The sequence below is a fragment of the Penaeicola halotolerans genome, assembly GCF_016464625.1.
In the GTDB taxonomy this organism is placed as follows: Bacteria; Bacteroidota; Bacteroidia; order Cytophagales; family Cyclobacteriaceae; genus Penaeicola; species Penaeicola halotolerans.
The window spans coordinates 55,431-78,657 of record NZ_JAEAGO010000005.1; the positions used below are offsets into that span (position 1 = coordinate 55,431).

Sequence of the window (23,227 nt, forward strand, 5' to 3'; positions counted from 1 at the left end):
AAGTAAAATTTACCACATGTTTGTCCTCAATCATCACCCATCAGTCGCCAATCATTTCCTAGCTGAACTAAGAAACACCGCCATTCAAAATGATCGGTTGAGATTCCGAACTAATCTAGAGCGCTTAGGGCAGTTACTAGCATATGAGTTGTCCAAGACTTTGCACTTCCAAAAAGAAGAGATTCAAACTCCACTCAGCAAAACAGTCATTCCATTACTGCCGCAACATCCAGTGATCATATCCGTATTGAGAGCAGCAGTACCGTTTTATCAAGGTGTACTTTCTTATTTTGATCATTCAGATAGTGGTTTTATTGGGGCTTATCGAAAGCATCATGCTTACGGTGAAGATGTAAACATCTCATTAGACTATGTGGCTGCACCAGACATCAATGGTCGGACTGTCATCTTGGTAGACACGATGCTCGCTACAGGAAAATCATTTGTCAAAACAGTGGACTCACTACTTGGCCATGGCAGACCAGAGCATATCCATGTTGTGGCGGCTATTGCTGCTCCAGAAGGGATCGCATATATAAAAGAACATATAGACTTCCCGCACAACTTTTGGTTAGGTGCGCTAGATGAAAAATTAGATCCAAACTCATATATCCTTCCTGGACTAGGAGATGCAGGTGACTTAGCTTTTGGCCCAAAACTTTAACAATTTATGAATCCAATCATTTTATTGATTGCAGGACTAGTCGTATTGATCATCGGAGGAGAAGGGCTCGTGAGAGGAGCTTCTTCTATAGCACTGCGAGTCAAAATCTCACCTATGGTAGTAGGTTTGACTATTGTAGCTTTTGGCACATCCGCTCCAGAGCTACTTGTCAGTGTCAATGCCGCCCTCAGCGGTAGTCCAGATATCTCTATGGGCAACGTAGTAGGATCTAACATCGCCAACCTAGGTTTAGTCCTTGGGTTGACCGCTGTGATCAGTCCGATCATGATCACCCCTAGTACGCTCAAAGTGGACTGGCCGATGACAATGGGCACATCCTTGCTACTCTTTTTACTTGCTTTAAATACCAAAATTGGACTGATAGAAGGGCTTATATTTATATCTATACTAACCATCTACACCACTTGGACTATCCGCAAATCTAGAAAAGCTACAAAAGCACTTGAGGGAGAAACAATCGAAGAAATGCCTGTCAGCAAATCTATAGCACTCGATATTCTTTGGATAGCACTAGGCGTTACGGGTCTTTACTTTGGCTCAGACTGGTTTGTCAGTGGTGCAGTGACACTAGCTAAAACATGGGGTATCAGTGAACGTGTGATTGGAGTTACAGTGATCGCTGTGGGCACTTCATTACCAGAACTTGTGACTTCAGTCATCGCTGCGATCAAAAAAGAAACAGATATTGCTGTGGGCAATCTACTAGGCTCTAATATTTTTAATATCCTGTCGATTTTGGGAATCACTTCATTGATCTCTGAAATCAACATCTCTCCACAATTTATCAGTTATGATATGATCTGGATGCTAGGGATTACAGCTATTCTACTCCCGATGATGCTTCTCAAAAGAGACATCAACCGAATAGAAGGTGCCATCCTTTTGATCATCTATAGCGTATATACTTATCTCGTAGTAATCGCCTAAAAATATGTGGGAAATCCTCCTTAAATACCTCGGTATTTATCTTGTTTGCTTAGTCAAATTTATCGCAGGTCCAGCTTTAGGCTTTGCGGCTGGACTTAATATTTTCGGCACTATGAGCATCACTGTAGCAGGAATGATGACCACTGTGATCGCCTTGTCCTTTGCAAGTGATTTTTTTAAAAGAAGGATCTTGAGCAAGTTTAAAAGTCAGGACTCTAAAAAACGCTTTAGTCCTAAGAATAGGAGAATAGTGACTTTCTGGAAAAAATATGGGGTAAACGGAGTCGCAGCTTTAACTCCCTTATTTTTCACACCCATCGGAGGCACTTTGATCATGACTAGTTTTGGCGTACCAAAACGTCAAATCATCAGCACCATGTTCATTAGTGCTGTGATTTGGTCTGTGATTTTTACCCTAAGTATTGAGCAGATATTAGAGATTCCGCTGATCGCTAGATTTATCCCGCAAGCTTAGTCAAAAGACTCTTCATCAGGCAGTATTTCAATGTCTTGAATCAAAACTCGCTTAGAAATATCCTGACCTGTCAGTGTAGCGGCCAACCCGCCAAGAGCCGTTTCTTTGTATCTTGACTCCATGCTTGAGCCTATTTCACCCATCGCATCTATACACTCATCTACAGGAATGACGGCACTGACATTGGAGAGTGCGATCTGCGCAGAACTATTAGCTATGGCAGCAGCTGAGGCATTGCGTACGACACATGGCACCTCCACTAATCCTGCCACAGGATCACATACGAGTCCTAGCATACACTGAATCGTGATCGCTACAGCATTGAACACTTGATCGATATCTCCACCGAGGCAGTAAACCATAGCTCCAGAAGCCATCGCTGCTGCACTGCCTGTCTCTGCCTGACAGCCACCCACAGCACCTGCTAGAGAGGCTCTTTGCTCTATGATGAGTGCAATGCCTGCTCCTACTAAGAGCCCTTCTAGGATTGACTGGTCATCAAGCCCGTGGATTTCTTGCAATGTGTACATCGTCCCAGGCAAAATCCCAGAGGCACCTGCTGTAGGTGCCGCTACTACACGTCCCATGCAGGAGTTAACTTCCTTAGCGGCTAAAGCTCGGGCTATGAGTTTTTGAAAATCTGGAGATAAAACGGATAATTTATTTTGATAAACTTTCTTAGCGCCATTATTGATCATGCCAGAACGAGAAGTCATGTCCTCTGTCAGGCCAGTTTCCACTGCTTCTTTCATGACAGTATAGGCATTGAGCAGTCCAGCCCAGATGTCTGAGGCTGTTCTACCTTTTTGCGCAATCTCATAAGCCATCACTGGCTCGTAGAGTTTTAAATTATTGGCTTCACAATAGGCTTTCCAACCTTTAAAATTGTCGAATAAAAAGCTCATAGCTACATTATCTTGGGTTTAGAGACTAACGCCTCAATCAGAAGTAAAGTTGGCAGTTTATTCTCATAATTCAAACTTTCTTTAGTTTGCTCATTAGCCAAGTAAAATTCCATCTTTCGGATTATCTTTGCGCCATGGAATTGAAAAACGACCTGATCTTAAGAGCCGCTAGAGGCGAGAAAATAGAGCGAACACCTGTTTGGCTGATGCGCCAAGCTGGCAGAATCCTACCTGAATATCGTGCAGTCAGAGAAAGTGTGAGTGGCTTTATTGAGCTTGCCAAAACACCCGAGCTAGCCGCTGAGGTTACCATACAGCCAGTGGATCTTCTAGGAGTAGATGCAGCTATTATTTTTTCAGACATACTCGTGATCCCTGAAGCGATGAATCTACCTTATGAAATGGTAGAAAAAAGAGGGCCTTGGTTTCCTAAGACAGTTTCAACTCTTGCTGATCTCAAACAGCTCAAAGTAGCAGATGGCGAAGCAGACTTAGACTATGTGATCCAAGCAATCAAGATCACAAAAAAAGAACTTAACGGTCGTGTTCCACTTATTGGCTTTGCGGGTGCTCCATGGACAATATTTTCTTACATGGTAGAGGGCTCGGGTAGCAAGACATTCTCAAAGGCTAGAGCGCTACTTTACACTGATCCTGTATTTGCAGAGACACTACTAGACATGATCACACAAAGTACCATCAGTTATCTCAAAGCACAGATCAAAGCTGGAGCAGATATGGTACAGCTATTTGACAGTTGGGCAGGGATATTGCCGCCAGATCACTATACACAGTATTCACTCAGATACATCCAACAGATCTGTGATGCCATCACGGAAGTGCCCGTTACGGTATTTGCCAAGGGTGCTTTCTTTGCCAGAGAGCAGATGGGACAACTTAACTGTGAGACTATAGGGCTCGACTGGAACATGGGGATAGCAGAATCAAGGAAGATGATCGGTGACCACAAAACGCTTCAAGGAAACTTAGATCCAGCAGCGCTTTATGGTACTACACAAGAGATTCAAGCAGCTACTCGTAGGATGCTAGATCAGTTTGGCACTAGCAGACATATCGCTAATCTAGGACACGGAGTCTATCCAGATATCAATCCTGAAAAGGTAAAGGTATTCATCGAAACGGTGAAAGAATATAGTGCCAAAATCAGGGCATAAGTAAACAAAAAGCGATCAAATGATCGCTTTTTTGTTTATAAACTATCCAAATCTTCTTTTTGAATGACTTTAGCAGCCTGTAGCTGATAATGCTGAATGGCTTCTTCCAAAAGCTCTTCCCGAAGTACGATGATCAAGTTTCCCTGATAATGTCCTAAAAGTAGTTTGAGCAAAACGTCAAACCCCTCACCTCCAAGCTCTAATGGGCCGATCTCATCGATGATCATCCAGCCTGTATGCATGTTTTCTATGGTATGCACTTGGGCTTCTTGGAAGTTAGCTTTGGAAAACAAATACTTCCCCACTGCAAAGCTCGGTTCTCCCGCAACTGCCTCCATCGTGAGTAGCTTTCTACTAGGGAGTAATTGAAAAAATCGTTCTCCCATGACCTTAGGACTTAAAAAACCGCTGACTATTTTCTTTTCTGACCATGTCTGTAATGCAGTCGTTTTACCTGAGTGCTTAGGACCGACCAAGAGGTATATTTTAGATGACATAGATGAAGGTAAATTTGATAAAGTAGATAATTCGTAAAAGAACAGGTTTGTCCAAACTTAGTTTCCAAGCATGCTTTATGATAGCTCTAAACTCTGGTAGCAAGTCCATCACCTGCGCTATTTCTCTTGCAAGCTGACTTTGCTGTTTAGATAAATAGTGAAAGAGCTTTTTCTTTAATAATGGAACGATCAGCCCAAACCAAACCAAGAGTATAGTCAGTGCTCTCAACACCATGGAATCATAGCCTTGGATATAAAGTAGTCCTGTAATGATGGGTAATCCAATGATCATCCCTATTCTTAGAGGCTTTTGCTTGTCTTTCTTTTCCCTTGCCAACTCTTCCTCAAAGAATTTGTGCTTTGGCGTCTTTTGACCTTGGATGAGCTGTGGCAGTCTAATCGCCAATACCCCCACTACAATACCTCCTACAGTATAGATACCTAAGTAAGTGATTATCGCAATTTGAGAAGTAATGGGCCACCCGAACTGTTGCGAAACATAACTTAAAAAATCATCCAAAGCCTGCCAAAACTCCATTCCAAAAAGCAACGAAAGACTAATCAACTTTTGAAAAGCAGACTGCCAATATGCCAAAAGTCCTAAAGTGAAGGCTGCGATTGGATTATTCTTGAATAAAGAAAAAAGCAAAAAACCGAGAACTCCCTGTAGCCCTACCGAGAAAAAAGCTCCTAGAGGAGCATGAGGACTTAGGAGCATTTTGAAAATCAATACTAAAAACAATGCTTTTAGAATCAAACGTGCCTGTTGCAAGTGATGAAAGAGCATCGTCATACAAAGAACCGACATCCCTGCCAGCAATAAGCCTGTCATGGGTATGCGCAATGCATGGAGAAAGCCTCCCAGAAAAGTTTCTGAAATCACCCATAAAGCAGTGATTCTGTAAAAAACAGGACTTTGATCAGGCATCAATTAGCTGAATTTGATCTCCTACATGTACTTCTCCCAAATTGAGGGCGATCATGTTTTGACCAAACATGACATTATTATTGACCGTCCTGTAAGTCGCTAAAGTTTTGAGAGGTTCTTTACTTGTCTGTGCAGTGGCTTGATCTACTGTAGTCATCACGCACCTAGCACAAGGCTTAGTGACCTTAAACTCTACAGCACCGATTTTGACAACTTGCCATTCATCTTCTGCGAAAGCTCCTCCACCCGAGAAGACAAAATTGGGTCTAAATCGATCCATAGGAACAGGCTTATCTAGCCTTGCATTGAGATCATCTAGTGACGCTTGACCAATCACCATGTATGGCATCCCATCCGCAAAGCTAACCGTCTCATCATTGACACTATATTTAGGCTTTAGTCTGCGAGCTGTCTCTGCTGGCATGTATACCAAGTGACAGGGCATATCAAGTACTTTGCTAAACCAAGCATCTACCTGAGCACTGACTAGCTGTCCTGTGACAGTGTCTTCCCAGATAGTGACCTCTTTGTAGACTTCTAGCTGCGGTTCGAAGGGTACGAGGCAGTTGACCGACTGATCCTCTTTGAGAAAAACCCTCAAACCATCTACTTCTATGCTCACTTGAAGCAAAGCCATGCGATGAATGGTGCGCTGCGAAAGAAACATCCCTGATTCATCTACCAGCATCCATCGCCTGTCATATTGAAGCCCTCTGACTTCTACTTTGGCTGTCGTGAGGCGGATACCACCGAGAGATTTGATGGGATAGATGTAAATGTCTTGCAGTTGCATATGTATCTATGATTTGGAGTAGCTAAGTTAAGTTTTATCCTGATTGGGCTGACACATTTGTTGTTTTCTGTCTAGATAAAAAAGCGGAAAATGTCTTTGCTGACACTCACTCTGCCAAAGTGTCATCAAAGTGAGCATATCTGTGATTGGCACATCGCTTGTTGATTTGGAGATGTTTACAATTAGCAACATTCAATAAGAAAATAAATATATCATGGGAAAAATAATTGGTATCGACTTAGGAACTACTAACTCTTGCGTAGCCGTAATGGAAGGTAACGAGCCGGTAGTCATTCCTAACAGTGAAGGAAGAAGAACTACACCATCAATAGTAGCCTTCTTAGATAATGGCAATGGAGAGCGCAAAGTAGGTGATCCTGCTAAGCGTCAAGCAATCACAAATCCTCAGAACACTATCAGCTCAGTGAAGCGATTCATGGGTAAGAAATTTTCTGAGATTTCAGAAGAGAAAAAACACGCTTCTTATAAAGTAGAAGCTGGATCTAATGACACAGTACGTGTCAGAATTGGAGACAGACTTTATACCCCACAAGAACTTTCTGCGATGATCCTTCAAAAAATGAAGAGTACGGCAGAAGACTATCTAGGCACATCAGTAACAGAAGCAGTTGTAACTGTACCTGCTTACTTCAATGATGCAGAGCGTCAAGCCACTAAAGAAGCTGGTCAGATCGCAGGTCTAGAAGTAAAGCGTATCATCAATGAGCCTACGGCTGCAGCTTTGGCTTATGGTTTGGATAAAAAAGACAAAGATCAAAAAATCGCTGTTTATGACTTAGGTGGTGGTACTTTTGACGTGTCTATCTTAGAACTTGGTGATGGTGTATTCGAGGTAAAATCTACGAATGGTGACGTACACCTAGGTGGTGATGACTTTGACCAAGTGATCATCAACTGGCTAGCTGAGGAGTTCAAATCAGAAGAGTCTATAGATCTACGTCAAGATCCTATGGCCTTACAGAGATTAAAAGAAGCTGCCGAGAAAGCTAAAATCGAGCTTTCTAGCTCTTCTAATACAGAGATCAACTTACCATACATCACAGCTACTCAGTCTGGCCCTAAGCACTTAGTGAGAAATCTGAGCAGAGCTAAATTTGAGCAGCTATCAGAAGACCTCGTACGTAGAACACTAGAGCCTTGCAAGCAAGCGCTTAAGGATTCTGGCTACAGTGCTTCTGATATAGATGAAGTTATCTTGGTCGGTGGATCTACTAGAATCCCTAAGATCCAAGAAGAGGTAGAGAAGTTCTTTGGTAAGAAGCCTTCAAAAGGTGTAAACCCTGATGAGGTTGTAGCGATCGGTGCTGCTATCCAAGGTGGTGTATTGACTGGTGAAGTCAAAGACGTACTCTTGCTAGACGTAACACCTTTGGCACTTGGTATCGAGACGATGGGTGGTGTATTTACCAAACTGATTGAATCTAACACTACGATCCCTTCTAAGAAGTCGGAGGTATTCTCTACTGCTGCTGACAACCAGCCGAGTGTAGAAATCCACGTACTTCAGGGTGAGCGCCCTATGGCTAAGGATAATAGAACCATCGGTAGATTCCACTTAGATGGTATTCCTTCTGCCCCTAGAGGTGTGCCTCAGATCGAAGTGACTTTTGACATCGATGCCAATGGTATCCTCAACGTATCTGCTAAAGATAAAGGAACAGGCAAAGAGCAAAAGATCAGAATCGAAGCTTCTTCAGGACTATCTTCTGAAGAAATCGAAAAGATGAAGAAAGAAGCAGAAGCTAATGCCGCTTCTGATAAGGAAGAAAAAGAGCGTGTTGAAAAACTCAATGCAGCTGATACGATGATCTTCCAGACAGAAAAGCAGCTGAAAGAGTACGGTGAGAAGCTCTCTGCAGGTAATAAATCCAACATCGAAGGTGCTCTCAAAAACTTGAAAGAGGCATTTGAGAAAAAAGACCTAGCCGCTATCGAGCCAGCTACAGAAGCTCTCAATAAAGCTTGGGAAGGTGCTGCACAAGAGATGTATGCCGCTACACAAGGTGCTGAAGGTGGCGCTCCAGGAGCAGATCCTAATGCATCCGCTCAAAACGCCAACAGTGGAGATGATGTCTCTGATGTGGAGTTTGAGGAAGTAGATGACTCTAAAAAATAATGGGTAAAACCCCATATCAAGCGCGGGGATCTTCCTCGCGCTTTTTTTATGCATAAAGAAAATGTGATGGAACTAACGGCTGAAAACAAACTAAGAAAACTCATCATTGTAGGAGATCGCGTGTTGATCAAAATCAAAAAATCCTCTGAGAAAACGACCAGTGGACTCTATCTACCGCCTGGTGTACAGGAAAAAGAAAAAGTCCAGCAAGGCTACATCATTAAGGCAGGACCAGGCTATCCTATTCCAATGGCTGTGGAAGATGATGAACCTTGGAAGGAAAAAGATGAAAATGTAAAATACATCCCACTGCAAGCTAAAGAAGGTGATTTGGCTATCTTCTTACTAGCAGGCGTGACAGAAGTGATGTATCAGGGAGAGAAATACTACATTGTCTCTCAAAACTCCATTCTTATGCTTGAAAGAGAAGAAGCTTTATAAGCAAAAGGGCTGTGATGATCAAATCACAGCCCTTTTTTATTCGTCTATATAAATGATATCAACCTTTTACCAGTTGCGCATATTCCTTGGCAAAATAGCTCAAGATTACATTGGCACCTGCGCGTTTGATACTCAAAAGTGTCTCTAGCATCGCTCGCTCTCCATCTAGCCAGCCTCGCTGAGCAGAAGCCTTGATCATGGCATACTCCCCACTGACATTATAAGCGGCTATGGGTAAGTGGCTATGATCTCTCAGTACTTTGATGATGTCTAGATAAGCTAAGGCAGGCTTGACCATCAGAAAATCTGCTCCCTCCATAGTATCCAATTCTGCTTCGATGAGTGCTTCTCTTTGATTGGCAGGATCCATCTGATAGGTCTTTTTATCTCCATGCTTGGGGGCTGAATCTAACGCATCTCTGAATGGCCCATAAAATGCACTTGCATACTTTGCAGTATATGACATGATAGAGACATTGGTAAATCCCTCTTGGTCTAACACCTCTCGGATATAGCCCACTCGACCGTCCATCATGTCTGAAGGTCCCAGTATATCAGCTCCTGCTCTAGCTTGCGCCAAAGCCATTTTGCCTAGAATCTCTAGCGTCTCATCATTGAGTATTTGCCCATCTTGGACAAGTCCATCATGTCCATCACTGCTATATGGATCCATAGCCACATCTGTCATCAAGGCTACTTCGGGAAATCGCTGCTTGATCGCCCTGAGTGCCTTCAGATAAAAAGTATCTGGATTATGACTTTCTGTCGCATATTTATCCTTCTTGCTTTCTGGATAGGCTGGGAAGACATCAAAGGCTTTGATCCCGAGCTTGAGACAGTCCTCAATTTCTTTCAATAGTAAATCTTCTGAGTATCTGTAAATACCAGGCATAGAAGCTACTTCTACTTTCTGATTGGTACCTTCGATCAAAAAGAGTGGAAAAATAAAGTCCTTGGTGGATAATCGTGTCTCCTCTACCATGTCTCTGATAGCGGCTGATTTTCTATTTCTTCTAGGTCTGCTGTATTGCATCATGATCATCGGATTTTATGGCACAAAGATAAGGGAAGCCCTGTAAAAGAACTGCATGAAAAGCAAAAAGGAGGTTTGAACCCTCCTTTCCAGATCAAACCCCGACAAAGGCCTTGATTTTTGAGATATTTGCTGGCGAAGCACCGATGAGTACTTGGTCTACCCTACCATCAGGAGTGATCAATATGTGAATGGGTATGGATTGACCTCCTCCTTTGATGTCTAGGTTCATGATATACTCCACTAAGGCCATGTCTCCAAATATCTTTTGATAATCAAAGACAAAGTCAGGCTTCTGTTCCAAGAACTTATCATATACCGCTGGCTCTTCATTGGAGATAGCCAAAAAGAAAAATCTGCTAGGATCTGCCTCTGCTACGATCTCATTGAGATCTGGGATCTCCATGAGGCATGGCCCACACCATGTTGCCCAAGCATTGACCACCATAGATCGCCCTTGTGTGAAAGCCTGTAAAGAATCTGGCAGCAAGCTAGTGATCACCTCATGGTGATTGACTCCTTCTAAAGCAGCTAATTTTTCACGCTCTGCTTTGCTGATGACTGACTGACTCCAATAGGCAATCGCTATGAAAAATAGGACTCCAATGCCTATTATTAAATATGGCTTTTTCATCTTAATAGTCTGTTTTTTGGATTTTCATATATGGAACAAATAGCAAGATCAGCATGGTCATACCGAAAGTAAAATAAGCCCAATCACTGATGAATGGTGTATTGGTCATGAAGTTATCGATCACTGTAGTAGGCAAGAAGTTACTGATATTATTAGAATTTCCACTAGCTGTAGCACTCACTTTAGCGATCAAGTCTAGGATAGTTTCTAGCACACTCCACGCAAAGTACAGGACAAGTCCTAAGATGACTTTGCCCATCAATGTAATCCAAAATGCCGCTAAGATCCCTTTGGCCAAAAAACCAAAAACTACTCCCAAAAACTGCCCAGTGGTAAAATCTCCAAAGAAGCTAATTGGGTTTAACCCTACAAATAAGGCACTACAAAAAGCAGTCAGCAGCCATGTAACTAAGAACAACCCCCACACTAGTTTGACTTGAATAAACTGTGCGGTGTATATATCATCTCGGGTGTAGCCATTGATCAGACGCTTTCTATTAGACTGATTGGTGCGCTCACGAGAAATGGTGAGCATGACCATGATAACAATCAATAGTGTCCCTATTGAAGCAGACACTTGTAAGAAAAAATCAGGTGTAAAGACTGCCTCAGCAGACCTACCAGCATCTATTTGGAATACTGTAGAGAAGAAACTTATTGCAGTGATCAAAAGAAAATAAAGCGCTAATATGATGTAAACCTCTAGTCTTTGAAGTTTGTACCATTCGATTTTGAGTAATTGTAAAGTGCTCATGCGACTTAAAATTTGGTTGAAAAAATGCTTTCCAAGTCAAGGTTCTGTGCCTTGATCTCCTCTTTGCTGCCATAGAATACTACCTTGCCATTGCGTAGCATCAAGAAATGTGTGCAGACCTTCTCGATCTCGTCTAAGTAGTGGCTTGAGAGCATGATGGTCTTGCCCTGTTCTTGCAGGTGAAAAATCAATTCTCTGATAAATCTGATCCCATCAGGATCTAGTCCATTGGTTGGTTCGTCCATGATGACCAGCTCTGGATCTGTCAGCAAAGCATCTGCAATCTCAAGTCGCTTACGCATTCCGTAGGAGAACTTGTTGAAAGTACGCTTGCCAGCCTGTCTGAGGTCTACCTTATCGATCAACTCGGTGACACGACTAAGGTCTACGCCCTTGGTCATGGCTGAGATTGTGAGGTTCTTATGTGCAGAGAAGTCATTGTAAAAAGCCCCCTGATCCATGATGATGCCCATCTTGTTTCTGATGCCATCGAGGTTTTCTTGATCAAAGACTCGCATCTCCCCTGAGGTCTTTTTCCTCAAACCCAGTAGCATGCTGAATAGGGTAGTTTTTCCACTTCCATTGGGGCCGATCACCCCTAGGACTTGACCTTTTTCTAGGTGAAAACTCACGCCATCTACAGCTACAAAGGAGCCATATTTTTTGGTGAGGTTTTTAGTTTCTATGATTGTTGACATGTATGTGTGTTATTTAAAAAATTGAGCTGACGCTAAGCGAAGCTTTTGATTAAACTTATCAAGGCTAATATATCAATCTTTGGTTGAAAATCTACTGAGGGGAGTTGGAAAATAGAGGAAGTTTAAATTCTATGCTTCAAATAGTCGCATGCTACCAGCTTTAGGTTTCAATCAATGGCTCTTAACCTACAAAGCAGGGTTGCGCTAAATCATCTTACCCTAAGACATGGCTTAGTATGCCCTTTAACACGGGGAATACTCAAGGTATCCTTGGTGTTGCATTGGTGTTGTATTGGTGTTTCTCTTCAAAAAATTGCCTTTCGAGCACCTATTGAGCGGGTGCTAAATTGAAAGACAAAGGATATTCCAATAGCTCAAAGATCGGTGAAAATAAGGAGCAAAAACTGCACCAATAACGGTTTATAAAATGGGTTTTGACTTTTAAAAAAATCATCAAAATGATTGCAGAGAGGCGCAGCAAAAAAATAGCCCACGGTTTAAACCGTGGGCTATAAAATTTCCTTGATTTCTTTATTAAAAATTAACCTGCGCTTGTAGTCTTAAGAGGCTTCCTTTTTGACGATTATCCAGGTTGAGGGAGTTTTCAAATGTACGGTCAGAGAAAGTGTACATCGCAACTAATTCAAAGTTCTTGTGGGGTTGCCACTCCACGCCTATCTCCTGTTCATTGACACGGTGTTTGGTCGCATCGAGTTCGTGTTTTTTACCCCCTGCATAGTAGTGCCATCTGGCAAATGGAATGAAGGTGTCTCCTCCCTTTTTGATATAATATGAGGTCATAATGTAGCCTCCCTGAAGCGGTTTATCCTCTACATTGAGCGTCTCGGTATCAAACTCGGGACCTCTACCGAAGTTGTATTCCGCTTGGATACCAAAAGGCTGCGGATATAGGACAAAAGATGCTCCGTAGCGGTACTCTCTAAACTCTGTCTGCGCAAGGGGATCTGTGGTATTGCGGTTGATGACAAACTCTCCAGTGTAACCCTGAAGCGAGCCCTCAATGATCTGTCCAGATGGTAGTTCAAATGGATAAGTAGCACGCATCACGATGTGCGGAGTGCTATTCCGCTCTGGCTGATTGGCAGTCTGTCCATTGTAAATCCCTAATCCAAATACTCCATAGTCACCTGAGCCTTTGAGTCCTGAAGAGACTAATTGACTGAATCGTCTTCTGATCTTCTCAGGCGCATAATAAAACATCAATCCAATGTCTCGCTCATTGGCTACGGCACTATTGAGCCCGTCATTACGATCGAGTGGAATCCTGTTTTGGCTCGACTGCAAATTCTCAAAGCCAAAAGGCACTTTACTTTGACCAATGCGTACTCTAAAACGCTTCTTGGCATCTATGGCTAAATCAAAATACGCATCTCTTATCTGGGCAAAATTATTCCCCCCTGAGGCAAAATCAGGCTGGATGTAAAAGTAAACCCTCGGGTGTATGTCTCCATAAAAAATCATTCGGATTCGTCTAAAGAAAAATCCACCATTTTCTCCCCAAGAGCGATCACATTGATCGCAAGAGAGATCTGGATTTGTTTCAAACAATCTGTTGTATCGCAGCTGTGCATAGCCTCGATACTGGATAGACTCAAACCATGGTGTCTTGACAGACGATCCCAAGGCTGAATTCTGCTCGGCATTTTGACCCAATACCTGACCGCAGATCGTACCAAACAGTACGATAAGTAGTAACTTTTTCACGCGCTTGATTTTAATGTGAATTAATGGTGACCCGTACATTAATCTAGCGCAAATAAAAGCGGTATTTATGGTAATAATGTTATCTCAATATTATACTTGATTAACATATTGTTAATGTTACGAATAATATTTGGAGGAGAGTGCGCTTCGCATTTTACTTTTCATTAAGAAACCTCAACAATCGCCTAGAATCAAAAGAATCGACTTGTTAAGCGAATGTTAAGTTGAATATTTTGATGACATAAAAAAAAAGGTACCAGAAAATCTGGTACCTTATATAGTTTCCTTGAAGGAAGAATCTTTTACTTCTTGAAATTAGTGATCGTGCGCTCTATGATATCACAGCAGTCGTGCAGCTGCTCTTCCGTCATGACCAAAGGAGGTGCAAATCGGATGATATTACCATGAGTAGGTTTAGCCAAAAGCCCATTTTCCTTGAGCGCTACACAGATGTCCCAAGCGGTAGAGCTATCTTCTGAGTCATTGATCACTACGGCATTGAGGAGACCTTTACCTCTTACAAGCTTGACAAGATCAGACTTCTCTGCAAGTCGCTGCATGCGCTCTCTGAAAAGTTTACCGAGTTTGCGAGCATTTTGAGCTAACTTCTCATCTCTGACTACTTCGAGTGCTGTCATAGCCACTTGAGCACCTAGTGGATTACCTCCAAAAGTAGAACCATGCTGCCCTGGCTTGATCACGTTCATGACGTCATTATTTGCCAAAACCGCAGAAACTGGATAGAAACCTCCTGAGATGGCTTTACCCAAAATCAAAAGATCCGGCTGTGTATAAGTTGATTGCTTCTCACAGTGTCCTTGGCAAGTACAATTACCACAAACTGCCAAGAGTGAACCTGTTCTCGCAATACCAGTTTGAATTTCATCTGCTATGAAAAGCACATTACTCGCTTTGCATGCAGCAGCAGCTTCTCTGATGTAGTCATCTGCTGGTGTATAGACACCCGCTTCTCCTTGGATCGGCTCTACTAAAAATGCCACTACTTTCTCATCCTTGAGCGCAGTCTTAAGTGCCTCTACGTCATCATAGGCTATTTTGATAAAGCCAGGCGTATATGGACCAAAGTTTTTGCGTGCATTTTCATCATTAGAAAAAGAGATGACAGTAGTCGTACGTCCATGGAAGTTGTTTTCTGCTACGATGATCTTAGCTTCATTTTCTGCAACGCCTTTTTTCTCATAGCCCCACTTTCGTGCGATTTTGATAGCTGTCTCTACTCCTTCGGCTCCTGTGTTCATCGGTAGCACTTTGTCAAATCCAAAGTACTCCGTGATATACTTCTCAAATGGCCCGAGTATATTATTATAAAAAGCACGAGAAGTCAGGGTGAGTGTTGCGGCCTGCTCAGTGAGTGTTTGCAATATTCTTGGGTGACAATGACCTTGGTTGACAGCAGAGTATGCTGATAGAAAATCATAATACTTCTTTCCTTCGACATCCCATAGGTAAACACCCTCACCTTTAGCAAGGACTACTGGAAGCGGATGATAGTTATGTGCACCATACTTATCTTCAAGCTCCATGGCTTGTTTACTGGATGTTATCGTTTCCATCATAATGATTCGAATTTTATTAGTTTTGTATTTCTAAAAAGCAACGATTGTCGCTTAGTCGCTGTTTACAAAGGTACAAAATTTAAAGTGAAAGCATCAATAAATGGCTAATCGTAAGCAATCATCAGCGCCTATGACACTTCAGGAGGGGGATTTTTACCTCAATGAATCTGGACTGATGGTCTTCACAGCACAGTATCATTTGAGGCGAGGCTACTGCTGTGGTAATGGCTGCAAACACTGCCCTTATCCTACTGGAGCGACTAAAAATCAAAAGCTTAAAAAGTGAGGTAAATTTTACTTTGGTTTTTGGTAATACGAAAAATCTTCCGATATTTGCAAACTCATTCAAAAAGGCTTAGATCATTTAATATATAACATCATGGCAAGAGTTTGTGAAATCACAGGAAAAAGACCAAGAGTAGGAAATAACGTTTCTCATGCTAATAACAAGACAAAGAGAAAGTTCTACCCTAACTTGCACAAGAAAACTTTCTACATCCCTGAGGAAGATGCATGGATTACATTGAAAGTTTCTACTAAGGCACTTAGAACGATCAACAAAAACGGCATCACTGCTGTGTTGAAGAAGGCTGTTGCTAATGGCAACATCTTATTGTAATCATTGACAAAATAATAAACATACAGAGCGATGGCTAAGAAAGGCAATAGAGTACAGGTAATCATGGAATGCACCGAGCATAAGGCTAGCGGTCTGCCTGGTACATCACGTTACATCACTACTAAGAACAGAAAAAACACTACTGAGCGTTTGGAGTTGAAGAAATACAATCCAATCATGAAGAAAGTGACTGTTCACAAAGAAATTAAGTAATCACTCGCTAAGTCGAAGATTTAGCATAAAATAATATAAGAGATGGCTAAGAAAGTAGTTGCTACCCTGAAAAAAGAAGGCGGAAAAAGCTTCGCTAAGGTGATCAAAGCAGTAAAATCACCAAAAACAGGTGCTTACTCATTCAAAGAGGAGATGGTTCCTGTAGATCTTGTACAAGACACGATCAACAAAGGCTAATATCTTTCGATATTAAGATCATTTAAAGTCCCTCCTGATACTTTCTGGAAGGACTTTTTTATTATATTCAATACTGATTAGATCGATATGAGTATGTTTAATTTTTTCTCCAAAGACAAAAAAGAAAGTCTAGACAAGGGCTTGGAAAAGACCAAAGAGAGTCTTTTTTCCAAACTCGGCAAAGCTGTAGTAGGTAAATCTACTGTAGATGAAGACATCTTGGATGAGCTGGAAGAAATCCTCATCACTTCTGATGTAGGCGTAAACACTACGATCAAAATCATCCAACGAATCGAAGCGCGTGTAGCTAGAGATAAGTATCTAGGTACGGCTGAGCTAGATAAGATCCTCCGAGAAGAAATCGCAGGACTACTCGAAGAAAACAACTCACAAGATCTCAAGGACTTCATCTTGCCTGAAGGCAAAAAGCCCTATGTCATCATGGTCGTAGGTGTCAATGGAGTTGGAAAAACGACAACTATTGGAAAGCTGGCCGCACAATTTAAAGCGAAAGGAAAATCAGTAGTGCTAGGTGCTGCGGATACTTTCCGTGCAGCAGCTGTGGATCAACTCATCCTATGGGGTGATCGTGTAGGCGTGCCAGTAGTCTCTCACGGGATGAATACAGACCCTGCTTCTGTAGCCTTTGATGCAGTCAAAAAAGGTATGGAGATCAATGCTGATCTTGTGATCATCGATACCGCTGGCAGACTACATACTAAGGTCAACCTGATGAATGAACTCACCAAGATCAAGCGTGTGATGCAGAAATTCATCCCTGATGCACCGCATGAGATCTTGCTTGTGCTTGACGGAAGTACAGGTCAAAATGCCTTCATCCAAGCACAGGAGTTTACTAAAGCTACTGATGTCAGTGCTCTGGCTATCACCAAGCTAGATGGTACTGCCAAAGGTGGTGTGGTGATAGGCATCTCAGATCAGTTTAAAATCCCTGTCAAATACATCGGAGTAGGCGAGAAAGTCGATGATCTACAAGTCTTCAATAAGACAGAATTTGTGGACTCCCTTTTCAAAAAGAATAAGTAAGGTTTTTCTTGGCTAAAATTTCTTTACTTTGGTGGTTATAAACTATTTAAACTACCATGAAGAACTACTGCCTTTTATTTTTTATCGGGTTGGCACTTATCAGCTGTGGGACTTCTACAGAAAATCAAACAAGTACTTCTGCTAATTTCCATTGGGAAATCACCGATTCAGTCTACTATGAACATTTGGGGAACCCTATCCTGTCAGATGTAAGTGCTGATGGCAGTACTTTTTTGGTTTTTGACTTTAGCAAAGACAGTATCCTCTTTATCAATAAGTCAGGGGAAAAAATTGCCCGCATCAAGAAATCAGGTGATCTGCCTGACTCTTACGGCTTTTTGCTGATGCCTCCATCACTGTATGACAATCGCACAGCAATGGCCATTGGCGGTAAGGGATATCACTTCTACAATAGTAAAGGACTCAATACCCGCAAAATCCCTATGACCAAAGGTGGTCCGATGGCTGCCATGTATCTAGTAGGTAAGCAAGCACATGTAGTCACGATCAATGGACAGCAAAAAGTCCTATCTAAATCACTCAGAGAGAATCCATACGCATGGAATGAAGCAGCATTTTATACCAATAGGTTGGCCATAGATATTTTTGATGATGCTTCTGGCAAAGTACATTCGATCATTCCATTTGAAGAGGGTAGCCAATTCATCAACGGCAAAGGCTACATCGTCAGCGACTATGAACCTACCTTCGGGACAGATGGAAATAAGCTCTATATCACTCATGGAGCTGACCCTACACTATATGCCTATCAACTAGAAAATGACAGTACCGCTACCCTTCTATATCAAAAACCATTGGCATACGAGCGCTTTGAGTCGATAGAAGCTCTTGAGCTCAGCAGTATAGAACCTAACTCTGTCACGATTAGTGGTAGTACGCCTAGTACACGCTGTATCGCTGTACAAGGAGACTACTTGATCATGCTATACTATGGAGGACTTCCTAAAGACAAAGAAGCAGAACTTGACCGCATTTATCAGTCTGATGAAAAAGCTGGAGAGGCTTTCTATGAGCAATTACAAATAGACTACCCTAATAAATTCTACATCGCGGATAAGGCTACAGGCGAAAAACTAGCTGAAATCCCTGTGCCTGACTTTGTATCTGGTGAAGGGTTTATCTACAAAAATGGCAGTATTTGGATGGTCAAAAAACCAAATCCCGAAGTAGAAGAGGAATCTTATACATATTATCAAATAAAGTTGGTGAGGGAATAAGTGGGGTGATCAATCAAAAATCAATCGTTTCAGATACAGCTTCTCATCTGGCTCTCTGATCAAAATAGATACTGTATCATTTTTAACCTGTGCCACCAGTTCAGTAAGTTCATCTATGTACCAATTATCCGCCAGTTCAAATTCCTTGATACTTTTATTTTCTAGATCTACTTTCATCAACATCCATCGAAAAGTTTTTAGCCCAAATTCTCTGTCTCTGGTATCAAATGAAGTGTAGGTAATGTAGAAAGTCTTATCATCAGCATTTTGATCTGTAGCTAGACCATTCACTTGATCTGTAAGTGGGGCTTCAAATGGATCATCCGTATAAAAACCTATCGTAGGATCAAAGTGATCAGAAAGTAAATTGTATGACTGAGTCAAATTGCCATCCAGCGAATACTCCTTTAATACCAATTTCCCCGCAGCATTAATGATGTACATCTTATCCCCTTTTATGATCTTTGACTCATAATTAGAGAGTACTAATTTCCCCTCAAGGTAGTCCTCAGGATATCTCCCAAAATCATAAAGATGATTTCCTTCAAGATCAAAAACGCTTACCGAAGGTGCATTTAAAAAAAGCTCGTTTAATCCTGCACCATCAAAATAAGGCGTAACATAGAACCTATTACCCTTCCTTTCAAAATTTCCCATGAAGAAGGGTCTTGATCTAATATTATTAAAATCAAGTTCAATATTATTTATATAATTCTTTTTTAAATCAAATTCATACACGGTACTATTCATATTATTCATTATAAAAACACTATCTCTATCAATAGAAAACTGCGTGTAATTTTGATATGGAATCACATAAGAATCAATACTGTCTGTCTCAAAATTGGTGATGTATGCACCAGTTCTGGCATTGAAAAGACTAATCCCAGTAAAAGTCCCATCTGCGAAGCCTAAAATGGTATCATTGAAAATTTTAGGGTGATAAATAGAGCCAAACTGAAAGTTTTCGTCCTGAATCACTACAGAGTCTATCATCTGAAGTCTTCCCTCCACTATTTTGAATTCTTGGTCTGTAGAGGAACTACAGCTTGCGATCCCGCAGATTAGCCAAAAAATGCTGAGTCCTATTTTAAACTTCTTGTGAGCAGTCATTACTAATTGATATAGTTAATTTATATCAAAGATAGTTAATATTATTTATCTACTAATATATTAGTTATTAAATTTTAATCAAAATTATTATTTTTATTTTCACATTTTAATTATGTTGAACAGGTGTTCCTGATATGTCAGCAACGATAAAGCATTTGAATATTCACTTAAGCCGTAAATTTTTCACCTCATGACACGTAAAATCACTTCTTTACTTTCGCTCTCGCTCATCACCTTAATGGGCTTATTCTCTTGCCAAGAATCTGCTCCAGAGGGACCTATTGCATATGAGCTAGTCATCGTAGATTCTATACGTGTGGATCGCTACGGGACAGACTATCTGATTGATGTAGATGTCGAAGGCGAGAGATTGATGTTGGCCAATAGATTTAAAGATCCGAGAATCATCATAGCTAATTTCGATGGGGAAGTTTTACATGAGTTTCCCATTGAGAAAGATGGCCCCAACGCGATGGGTAATATTATCAATGCCACATTCATGGGAAGTGATAGCCTATTCATGACGGCTACTTTTACAGAACCTCTCTTCTTATCAAATGATGGAAAAGTTCTTAGCAGATTTGAGTTGCCCTATAAGCCAAGTGTAAGTAGTACAGGTCCTTATAAGACCATCCATGCTACTTCAGAAAATGCTATCGTAAAACTAGAAGGTAGGGACTCCAAATCAAGTAACCCTACTATTTTTGAATTCATCAATTGGAAGACCAGTAAAGTGACTCCTGTGATTCCCTTCCCTGAGGTATCTAGTCTTTATGAAATGCGGCAATATTTTGCGAGAGATGTCGCATCAGCTCGCCTAAAGGATGAATTCTACATAAGTTCATGGTACGAACCCGCCATTTATCGATACAGTATTACGGATGATACGGTGCTTTTTGAAAGCCATGCGAGCTTTCAATTTGAAGACTTTGAGGCTGTGGATATCAATAACTTTAATGAAAATACCCGCCCTGGCACTATAGACGAAATACTCGTAGATGATACCAATATCTATCTTTCGTATAATTCAGGTATTGCGGAACAGGTCTCTCTTGACAACAATGTCAATGAGAAACCGATGTCTTATCAAAATTTCCTTCGCAACTATTTATTGATTCTAGATAAAGACCTAAAGCAGCTAGCTCCTAAAGTGTCCATTCCTAAAGAGGTTAGATCACTCAAAAGCCTTATCGGTGATCAGCGATTTATTGGTCAGAAAAATGATTACTTCTTTGAAGAAGAGGACTTCTATACTTTCTATATACTGGAACTGCGTGAAGTAGAATAATCTCTGTAATACCTCTCCAAAAAGCAACCAATATCTATTTCTCATCGTAGAAAAACTTAAACTAATCTAAGGGATCTATGAAGAAATATGTGATACTGAGCAGTTTTTTACTGTTACTTTTTGGAGAGGTTTATGCACAAAGTGGCTTGACATTCTCCCCTACTGTTGGTTTTACTAAAGGGGAATTTAGAGATCAAGCGCCTGACCTCAAGCTATGGGGATTTCACCTCAATGGATTGTATCAAATCCCTCAAACTCCCATCCATGTAGGTGCGGAATTTGGCTATCAGATGTATGGTACCAAGCTGACTAGAGATCTAGACCTTTTTGCCAATGGAGACAGACTCCGCAATAGACGTAATAATAACGTGCTACAAATGTCGGGTCTCGTGCGTATCAAGCCACAGATAGACTTTCCTGTCAAACCCTATCTGGATGGTCTGATCGGTTATCAATACTTTTATACCCGATCTACACTCAGACCTGGCTTGTTTGAAGAACCGCTAGATCACTATACTGAGGTTTCAGACTGGAGCTTTCACAAAGCCTATGGCGGTGGACTACAATTTGAGCTGAAAGATTTGGATGCGCTGATCGATCTTCGCTTGATCGTATTCGATACGCAGCGCACCAACTATCTACTTAGAGGTGATGCCTTTTTCGATCCAGTGGATAATGTCAATGTGTACAATACCCGTCAAAGTAAAGTCGATACCTATATGCTGTCACTCGGTTTTCATGTATTGTTGGATTAGAAACTATTATTTTTGAGTCGCTGTTACCTCAGCAAATACGCAATCATGAACTGGGAAAACCTCACAAACGATAGCCAATTGGCACAAATCATCGCTGAAAGTCAAGAAAAGCCTGTGCTAATCTTTAAGCACAGTACGCGCTGCTCTATCAGCTCCATGGCACTTGATCGGCTTCAGCGCAATTGGCGAAATGACTATGAAGCAGCCATCAAACCATATTACCTCGACCTGATCAGCTATAGAGATATCTCCAATCTCATCGCTGAAAAGCTGCACGTGCCGCATGAGTCACCTCAAGCGATCTTGGTCAAAAACGGTGAGGTAGTCTATGATGCTAGCCACATGGGCATCAACCTTTCGCAGATTTTGGCACAAGCCAAAAAATAAATTACCGGCTACCATTTTGAATATGAAAATGGCGTGAGAATTGTGCTATGTTTGTCACAGATATGAGTACCTCAAAACGACTAAGCGCTCTACTTTTTGCCTTTGGCTTCCTATGGATGTCAGTGGCTCAGCCATATCTATGGTCAAATGAAGTAACTCCTCAGTCTGCTGCTCATTTCTCTTATGAGCATGATCAGTTGATCTCAACTGTCACTTTACAAATCAATCAGCCCTCCAACTATCAAGCTACATCAGATAATCATAAAACTTTTCCTAGTTACGAGCTGATTGGGATTTTGCCGTCACTTTATCAAGGCTGGCAAGCAACTTCTATAAAAGCTGAAGCACAGCCATCAGCTGATCACTTAGGCTTTCAAAAATCCCTTCTTTTCCCCTTCCATGTTTTTTGGTGAAATGTCTCTTTGCCGCTAAGGCCGAGGGCTACCCGCGTGTAGCCACAGACATTTATACACACTAAAAAAACATTCAAAATGGACCAAACATCCCTTTACTACGGTTTGCTATCTGTACTTTTAGTTGGCTTACCTATAGCGCTATTGATTTATTCATCAAAAGCCAAAAGAAAGAAAATCATCAATGAGTTTCTCCAAGAAGCTAAATCAGCAGGCTTGGAAGTCGATAGCTACGAAAGCTTAAGTACAACAAGACTCATCGGTATAGATACTCAAAATAAGGCGATCATTACCAAGGATCTCAATGATAAGACACCAAAAGCTAGTGTTTACCCTTTTAGAAAAACTGACACTATCTCAGTGAAAGAAACGAAATCTACACGTGACAAATCGCTTTACGAAAAGGTCAGTATCCATATCAAAAACGGATCTCAGTCAAGTGCTGAAATAGTTTTTTATGACATTGAGACCGATGATATGTTTAGCGGCTATCAACTCGCTCAGAAAGCCCTGGAATGGCAGTCAAAGATCGCTTCTGCAGTTTAAATCAAAACAGTAGCTTCAAATCCCCA

The 23,227-nt window shown here is 41.4% G+C and carries 28 protein-coding genes; 17 read left to right on the top strand and 11 right to left on the bottom strand.

Annotated features, from left to right (window positions below; all coding sequences use genetic code 11):
* The first annotated feature begins 16 nt into the window (after positions 1-16).
* Genes upp through I5349_RS12645 form a run of 3 tightly spaced genes read left to right on the top strand, consistent with a single transcriptional unit; the run spans position 17 to position 2,087 of the window.
* Positions 17-664, top strand: a complete 648-nt coding sequence (gene upp / locus I5349_RS12635; protein WP_226391145.1) for a uracil phosphoribosyltransferase — start codon at positions 17-19, stop codon at positions 662-664.
* A 6-nt stretch (positions 665-670) separates the two neighbouring features.
* Complete coding sequence (locus tag I5349_RS12640; RefSeq protein WP_226391146.1) at positions 671-1,612, top strand: calcium/sodium antiporter; 942 nt, start codon at positions 671-673, stop codon at positions 1,610-1,612.
* Positions 1,613-1,616: 4 nt separating this feature from the next.
* Positions 1,617-2,087: a hypothetical protein gene (locus I5349_RS12645; RefSeq protein WP_226391147.1), complete on the top strand. Its 471-nt coding sequence runs from the start codon at positions 1,617-1,619 to the stop codon at positions 2,085-2,087.
* Here the strand turns inward: I5349_RS12645 and sdaAA are convergent.
* Positions 2,084-2,992: an L-serine ammonia-lyase, iron-sulfur-dependent, subunit alpha gene (gene sdaAA, locus I5349_RS12650; RefSeq protein ID WP_226391148.1), complete on the bottom strand. Its 909-nt coding sequence runs from the start codon at positions 2,990-2,992 to the stop codon at positions 2,084-2,086. The two genes, I5349_RS12645 and sdaAA, sit on opposite strands and share 4 nt — an antisense overlap.
* A 134-nt stretch (positions 2,993-3,126) precedes the next feature.
* Here sdaAA and hemE point away from each other — a divergent pair, with 134 nt between their 5' ends.
* Positions 3,127-4,167, top strand: coding sequence for a uroporphyrinogen decarboxylase (gene hemE / locus I5349_RS12655; protein ID WP_226391149.1), 1,041 nt, complete (start codon positions 3,127-3,129; stop codon positions 4,165-4,167).
* A gap of 35 nt (positions 4,168-4,202) precedes the next feature.
* On the opposite strand, the gene I5349_RS12660 is transcribed toward hemE, so the two are convergent.
* Genes I5349_RS12660 through I5349_RS12670 form a run of 3 tightly spaced genes read right to left on the bottom strand, consistent with a single transcriptional unit; the run spans position 4,203 to position 6,385 of the window.
* Positions 4,203-4,664 (bottom strand): nucleoside-triphosphatase, encoded by a 462-nt coding sequence (locus I5349_RS12660; RefSeq protein WP_226391150.1) that lies wholly within the window; start codon positions 4,662-4,664, stop codon positions 4,203-4,205.
* Positions 4,654-5,592 carry a hypothetical protein gene (locus I5349_RS12665; protein WP_226391151.1) on the bottom strand — a complete coding sequence of 313 codons (939 nt, stop codon included), beginning with the start codon at positions 5,590-5,592 and terminating at the stop codon, positions 4,654-4,656. Before I5349_RS12665 ends, I5349_RS12660 begins: the two co-directional genes overlap by 11 nt.
* Positions 5,585-6,385: an MOSC domain-containing protein gene (locus I5349_RS12670; protein WP_226391152.1), complete on the bottom strand. Its 801-nt coding sequence runs from the start codon at positions 6,383-6,385 to the stop codon at positions 5,585-5,587. The genes I5349_RS12665 and I5349_RS12670 overlap by 8 nt, the downstream gene beginning before the upstream one ends.
* 214 nt (positions 6,386-6,599) lie before the next feature.
* On the opposite strand from I5349_RS12670, the gene dnaK reads away from it, so the two are divergent.
* Both dnaK and I5349_RS12680 read left to right on the top strand, forming a co-directional pair.
* A complete protein-coding gene (dnaK, locus tag I5349_RS12675) occupies positions 6,600-8,522 on the top strand; it encodes a molecular chaperone DnaK (RefSeq protein ID WP_226391153.1) in 1,923 nt (640 codons plus the stop codon).
* Between the two features lie 66 nt (positions 8,523-8,588).
* On the top strand, positions 8,589-8,963 hold the full coding sequence (locus I5349_RS12680) for a co-chaperone GroES (RefSeq protein ID WP_226391285.1): 375 nt from the start codon (positions 8,589-8,591) through the stop codon (positions 8,961-8,963).
* Positions 8,964-9,021: 58 nt separating this feature from the next.
* Here I5349_RS12680 and hemB read toward each other — a convergent pair whose 3' ends face one another.
* The 6 genes from hemB to rocD all read right to left on the bottom strand — a co-directional run bounded on the left by hemB (position 9,022) and on the right by rocD (position 15,384).
* Positions 9,022-9,999 carry a porphobilinogen synthase gene (gene hemB, locus I5349_RS12685; RefSeq protein ID WP_226391154.1) on the bottom strand — a complete coding sequence of 326 codons (978 nt, stop codon included), beginning with the start codon at positions 9,997-9,999 and terminating at the stop codon, positions 9,022-9,024.
* A 91-nt stretch (positions 10,000-10,090) separates the two neighbouring features.
* On the bottom strand, positions 10,091-10,630 hold the full coding sequence (locus tag I5349_RS12690; protein ID WP_226391155.1) for a TlpA family protein disulfide reductase: 540 nt from the start codon (positions 10,628-10,630) through the stop codon (positions 10,091-10,093).
* A 1-nt stretch (position 10,631) separates the two neighbouring features.
* Positions 10,632-11,384 (bottom strand): hypothetical protein, encoded by a 753-nt coding sequence (locus I5349_RS12695; RefSeq protein WP_226391156.1) that lies wholly within the window; start codon positions 11,382-11,384, stop codon positions 10,632-10,634.
* 5 nt (positions 11,385-11,389) lie between these two features.
* On the bottom strand, positions 11,390-12,082 hold the full coding sequence (locus tag I5349_RS12700; RefSeq protein ID WP_226391157.1) for an ABC transporter ATP-binding protein: 693 nt from the start codon (positions 12,080-12,082) through the stop codon (positions 11,390-11,392).
* Between the two features lie 534 nt (positions 12,083-12,616).
* A complete protein-coding gene (locus I5349_RS12705; RefSeq protein WP_226391158.1) occupies positions 12,617-13,807 on the bottom strand; it encodes a porin in 1,191 nt (396 codons plus the stop codon).
* A gap of 302 nt (positions 13,808-14,109) precedes the next feature.
* Positions 14,110-15,384 carry an ornithine--oxo-acid transaminase gene (rocD, locus tag I5349_RS12710; RefSeq protein WP_317194252.1) on the bottom strand — a complete coding sequence of 425 codons (1,275 nt, stop codon included), beginning with the start codon at positions 15,382-15,384 and terminating at the stop codon, positions 14,110-14,112.
* A gap of 100 nt (positions 15,385-15,484) precedes the next feature.
* Between rocD and I5349_RS12715 the strand changes: the two genes are divergently transcribed.
* From I5349_RS12715 to I5349_RS12740, 6 genes are all read left to right on the top strand, one after another.
* Entirely contained in the window at positions 15,485-15,670 is a 186-nt protein-coding gene (locus I5349_RS12715; RefSeq protein ID WP_226391159.1) for a C1orf53 family protein, read from the top strand.
* A 93-nt stretch (positions 15,671-15,763) separates the two neighbouring features.
* A complete protein-coding gene (rpmB, locus tag I5349_RS12720; RefSeq protein WP_226391160.1) occupies positions 15,764-16,003 on the top strand; it encodes a 50S ribosomal protein L28 in 240 nt (79 codons plus the stop codon).
* Positions 16,004-16,033: 30 nt separating this feature from the next.
* Positions 16,034-16,216 carry a 50S ribosomal protein L33 gene (gene rpmG / locus I5349_RS12725; RefSeq protein WP_226391161.1) on the top strand — a complete coding sequence of 61 codons (183 nt, stop codon included), beginning with the start codon at positions 16,034-16,036 and terminating at the stop codon, positions 16,214-16,216.
* A gap of 42 nt (positions 16,217-16,258) precedes the next feature.
* On the top strand, positions 16,259-16,414 hold the full coding sequence (locus I5349_RS12730) for a DUF4295 domain-containing protein (RefSeq protein WP_226391162.1): 156 nt from the start codon (positions 16,259-16,261) through the stop codon (positions 16,412-16,414).
* Positions 16,415-16,501: 87 nt separating this feature from the next.
* On the top strand, positions 16,502-17,461 hold the full coding sequence (gene ftsY, locus I5349_RS12735) for a signal recognition particle-docking protein FtsY (protein WP_226391163.1): 960 nt from the start codon (positions 16,502-16,504) through the stop codon (positions 17,459-17,461).
* A 56-nt stretch (positions 17,462-17,517) separates the two neighbouring features.
* Complete coding sequence (locus I5349_RS12740) at positions 17,518-18,699, top strand: hypothetical protein (RefSeq protein ID WP_226391164.1); 1,182 nt, start codon at positions 17,518-17,520, stop codon at positions 18,697-18,699.
* A gap of 9 nt (positions 18,700-18,708) precedes the next feature.
* Here the strand turns inward: I5349_RS12740 and I5349_RS12745 are convergent, their stop codons facing one another.
* On the bottom strand, positions 18,709-19,812 hold the full coding sequence (locus I5349_RS12745; RefSeq protein WP_226391165.1) for a hypothetical protein: 1,104 nt from the start codon (positions 19,810-19,812) through the stop codon (positions 18,709-18,711).
* A 190-nt stretch (positions 19,813-20,002) separates the two neighbouring features.
* Between I5349_RS12745 and I5349_RS12750 the strand changes: the two genes are divergently transcribed.
* From I5349_RS12750 to I5349_RS12770, 5 genes are all read left to right on the top strand, one after another.
* A complete protein-coding gene (locus I5349_RS12750; RefSeq protein WP_226391166.1) occupies positions 20,003-21,100 on the top strand; it encodes a hypothetical protein in 1,098 nt (365 codons plus the stop codon).
* Positions 21,101-21,177: 77 nt separating this feature from the next.
* Positions 21,178-21,855, top strand: a complete 678-nt coding sequence (locus tag I5349_RS12755) for a hypothetical protein (RefSeq protein WP_226391167.1) — start codon at positions 21,178-21,180, stop codon at positions 21,853-21,855.
* A gap of 45 nt (positions 21,856-21,900) precedes the next feature.
* A complete protein-coding gene (ytxJ, locus tag I5349_RS12760) occupies positions 21,901-22,242 on the top strand; it encodes a bacillithiol system redox-active protein YtxJ (protein WP_226391168.1) in 342 nt (113 codons plus the stop codon).
* Between the two features lie 62 nt (positions 22,243-22,304).
* Entirely contained in the window at positions 22,305-22,655 is a 351-nt protein-coding gene (locus I5349_RS12765) for a hypothetical protein (RefSeq protein WP_226391169.1), read from the top strand.
* 78 nt (positions 22,656-22,733) lie between these two features.
* A complete protein-coding gene (locus I5349_RS12770) occupies positions 22,734-23,201 on the top strand; it encodes a hypothetical protein (RefSeq protein WP_226391170.1) in 468 nt (155 codons plus the stop codon).
* The last annotated feature ends 26 nt before the right edge of the window (positions 23,202-23,227 follow it).

Coding starts and splice junctions, on each gene's coding strand:
- I5349_RS12645 (WP_226391147.1), top strand. CDS start 1,617: ATGTGGGAAATCCTCCTTAAATACCTCGGTATTTATCTTGTTTGCTTA.
- I5349_RS12700 (WP_226391157.1), bottom strand. CDS start 12,082: ATGTCAACAATCATAGAAACTAAAAACCTCACCAAAAAATATGGCTCC.
- I5349_RS12690 (WP_226391155.1), bottom strand. CDS start 10,630: ATGAAAAAGCCATATTTAATAATAGGCATTGGAGTCCTATTTTTCATA.
- rpmG (WP_226391161.1), top strand. CDS start 16,034: ATGGCTAAGAAAGGCAATAGAGTACAGGTAATCATGGAATGCACCGAG.
- upp (WP_226391145.1), top strand. CDS start 17: ATGTTTGTCCTCAATCATCACCCATCAGTCGCCAATCATTTCCTAGCT.
- hemE (WP_226391149.1), top strand. CDS start 3,127: ATGGAATTGAAAAACGACCTGATCTTAAGAGCCGCTAGAGGCGAGAAA.
- sdaAA (WP_226391148.1), bottom strand. CDS start 2,992: ATGAGCTTTTTATTCGACAATTTTAAAGGTTGGAAAGCCTATTGTGAA.
- rocD (WP_317194252.1), bottom strand. CDS start 15,384: ATGATGGAAACGATAACATCCAGTAAACAAGCCATGGAGCTTGAAGAT.
- ftsY (WP_226391163.1), top strand. CDS start 16,502: ATGAGTATGTTTAATTTTTTCTCCAAAGACAAAAAAGAAAGTCTAGAC.
- I5349_RS12670 (WP_226391152.1), bottom strand. CDS start 6,385: ATGCAACTGCAAGACATTTACATCTATCCCATCAAATCTCTCGGTGGT.
- I5349_RS12695 (WP_226391156.1), bottom strand. CDS start 11,384: ATGAGCACTTTACAATTACTCAAAATCGAATGGTACAAACTTCAAAGA.
- I5349_RS12745 (WP_226391165.1), bottom strand. CDS start 19,812: ATGACTGCTCACAAGAAGTTTAAAATAGGACTCAGCATTTTTTGGCTA.
- I5349_RS12750 (WP_226391166.1), top strand. CDS start 20,003: ATGACACGTAAAATCACTTCTTTACTTTCGCTCTCGCTCATCACCTTA.
- I5349_RS12730 (WP_226391162.1), top strand. CDS start 16,259: ATGGCTAAGAAAGTAGTTGCTACCCTGAAAAAAGAAGGCGGAAAAAGC.
- I5349_RS12765 (WP_226391169.1), top strand. CDS start 22,305: ATGAGTACCTCAAAACGACTAAGCGCTCTACTTTTTGCCTTTGGCTTC.
- I5349_RS12770 (WP_226391170.1), top strand. CDS start 22,734: ATGGACCAAACATCCCTTTACTACGGTTTGCTATCTGTACTTTTAGTT.
- I5349_RS12740 (WP_226391164.1), top strand. CDS start 17,518: ATGAAGAACTACTGCCTTTTATTTTTTATCGGGTTGGCACTTATCAGC.
- I5349_RS12665 (WP_226391151.1), bottom strand. CDS start 5,592: ATGCCTGATCAAAGTCCTGTTTTTTACAGAATCACTGCTTTATGGGTG.
- ytxJ (WP_226391168.1), top strand. CDS start 21,901: ATGAACTGGGAAAACCTCACAAACGATAGCCAATTGGCACAAATCATC.
- I5349_RS12755 (WP_226391167.1), top strand. CDS start 21,178: ATGAAGAAATATGTGATACTGAGCAGTTTTTTACTGTTACTTTTTGGA.
- I5349_RS12680 (WP_226391285.1), top strand. CDS start 8,589: ATGGAACTAACGGCTGAAAACAAACTAAGAAAACTCATCATTGTAGGA.
- I5349_RS12715 (WP_226391159.1), top strand. CDS start 15,485: ATGGCTAATCGTAAGCAATCATCAGCGCCTATGACACTTCAGGAGGGG.
- hemB (WP_226391154.1), bottom strand. CDS start 9,999: ATGATGCAATACAGCAGACCTAGAAGAAATAGAAAATCAGCCGCTATC.
- I5349_RS12640 (WP_226391146.1), top strand. CDS start 671: ATGAATCCAATCATTTTATTGATTGCAGGACTAGTCGTATTGATCATC.
- dnaK (WP_226391153.1), top strand. CDS start 6,600: ATGGGAAAAATAATTGGTATCGACTTAGGAACTACTAACTCTTGCGTA.
- I5349_RS12660 (WP_226391150.1), bottom strand. CDS start 4,664: ATGTCATCTAAAATATACCTCTTGGTCGGTCCTAAGCACTCAGGTAAA.
- rpmB (WP_226391160.1), top strand. CDS start 15,764: ATGGCAAGAGTTTGTGAAATCACAGGAAAAAGACCAAGAGTAGGAAAT.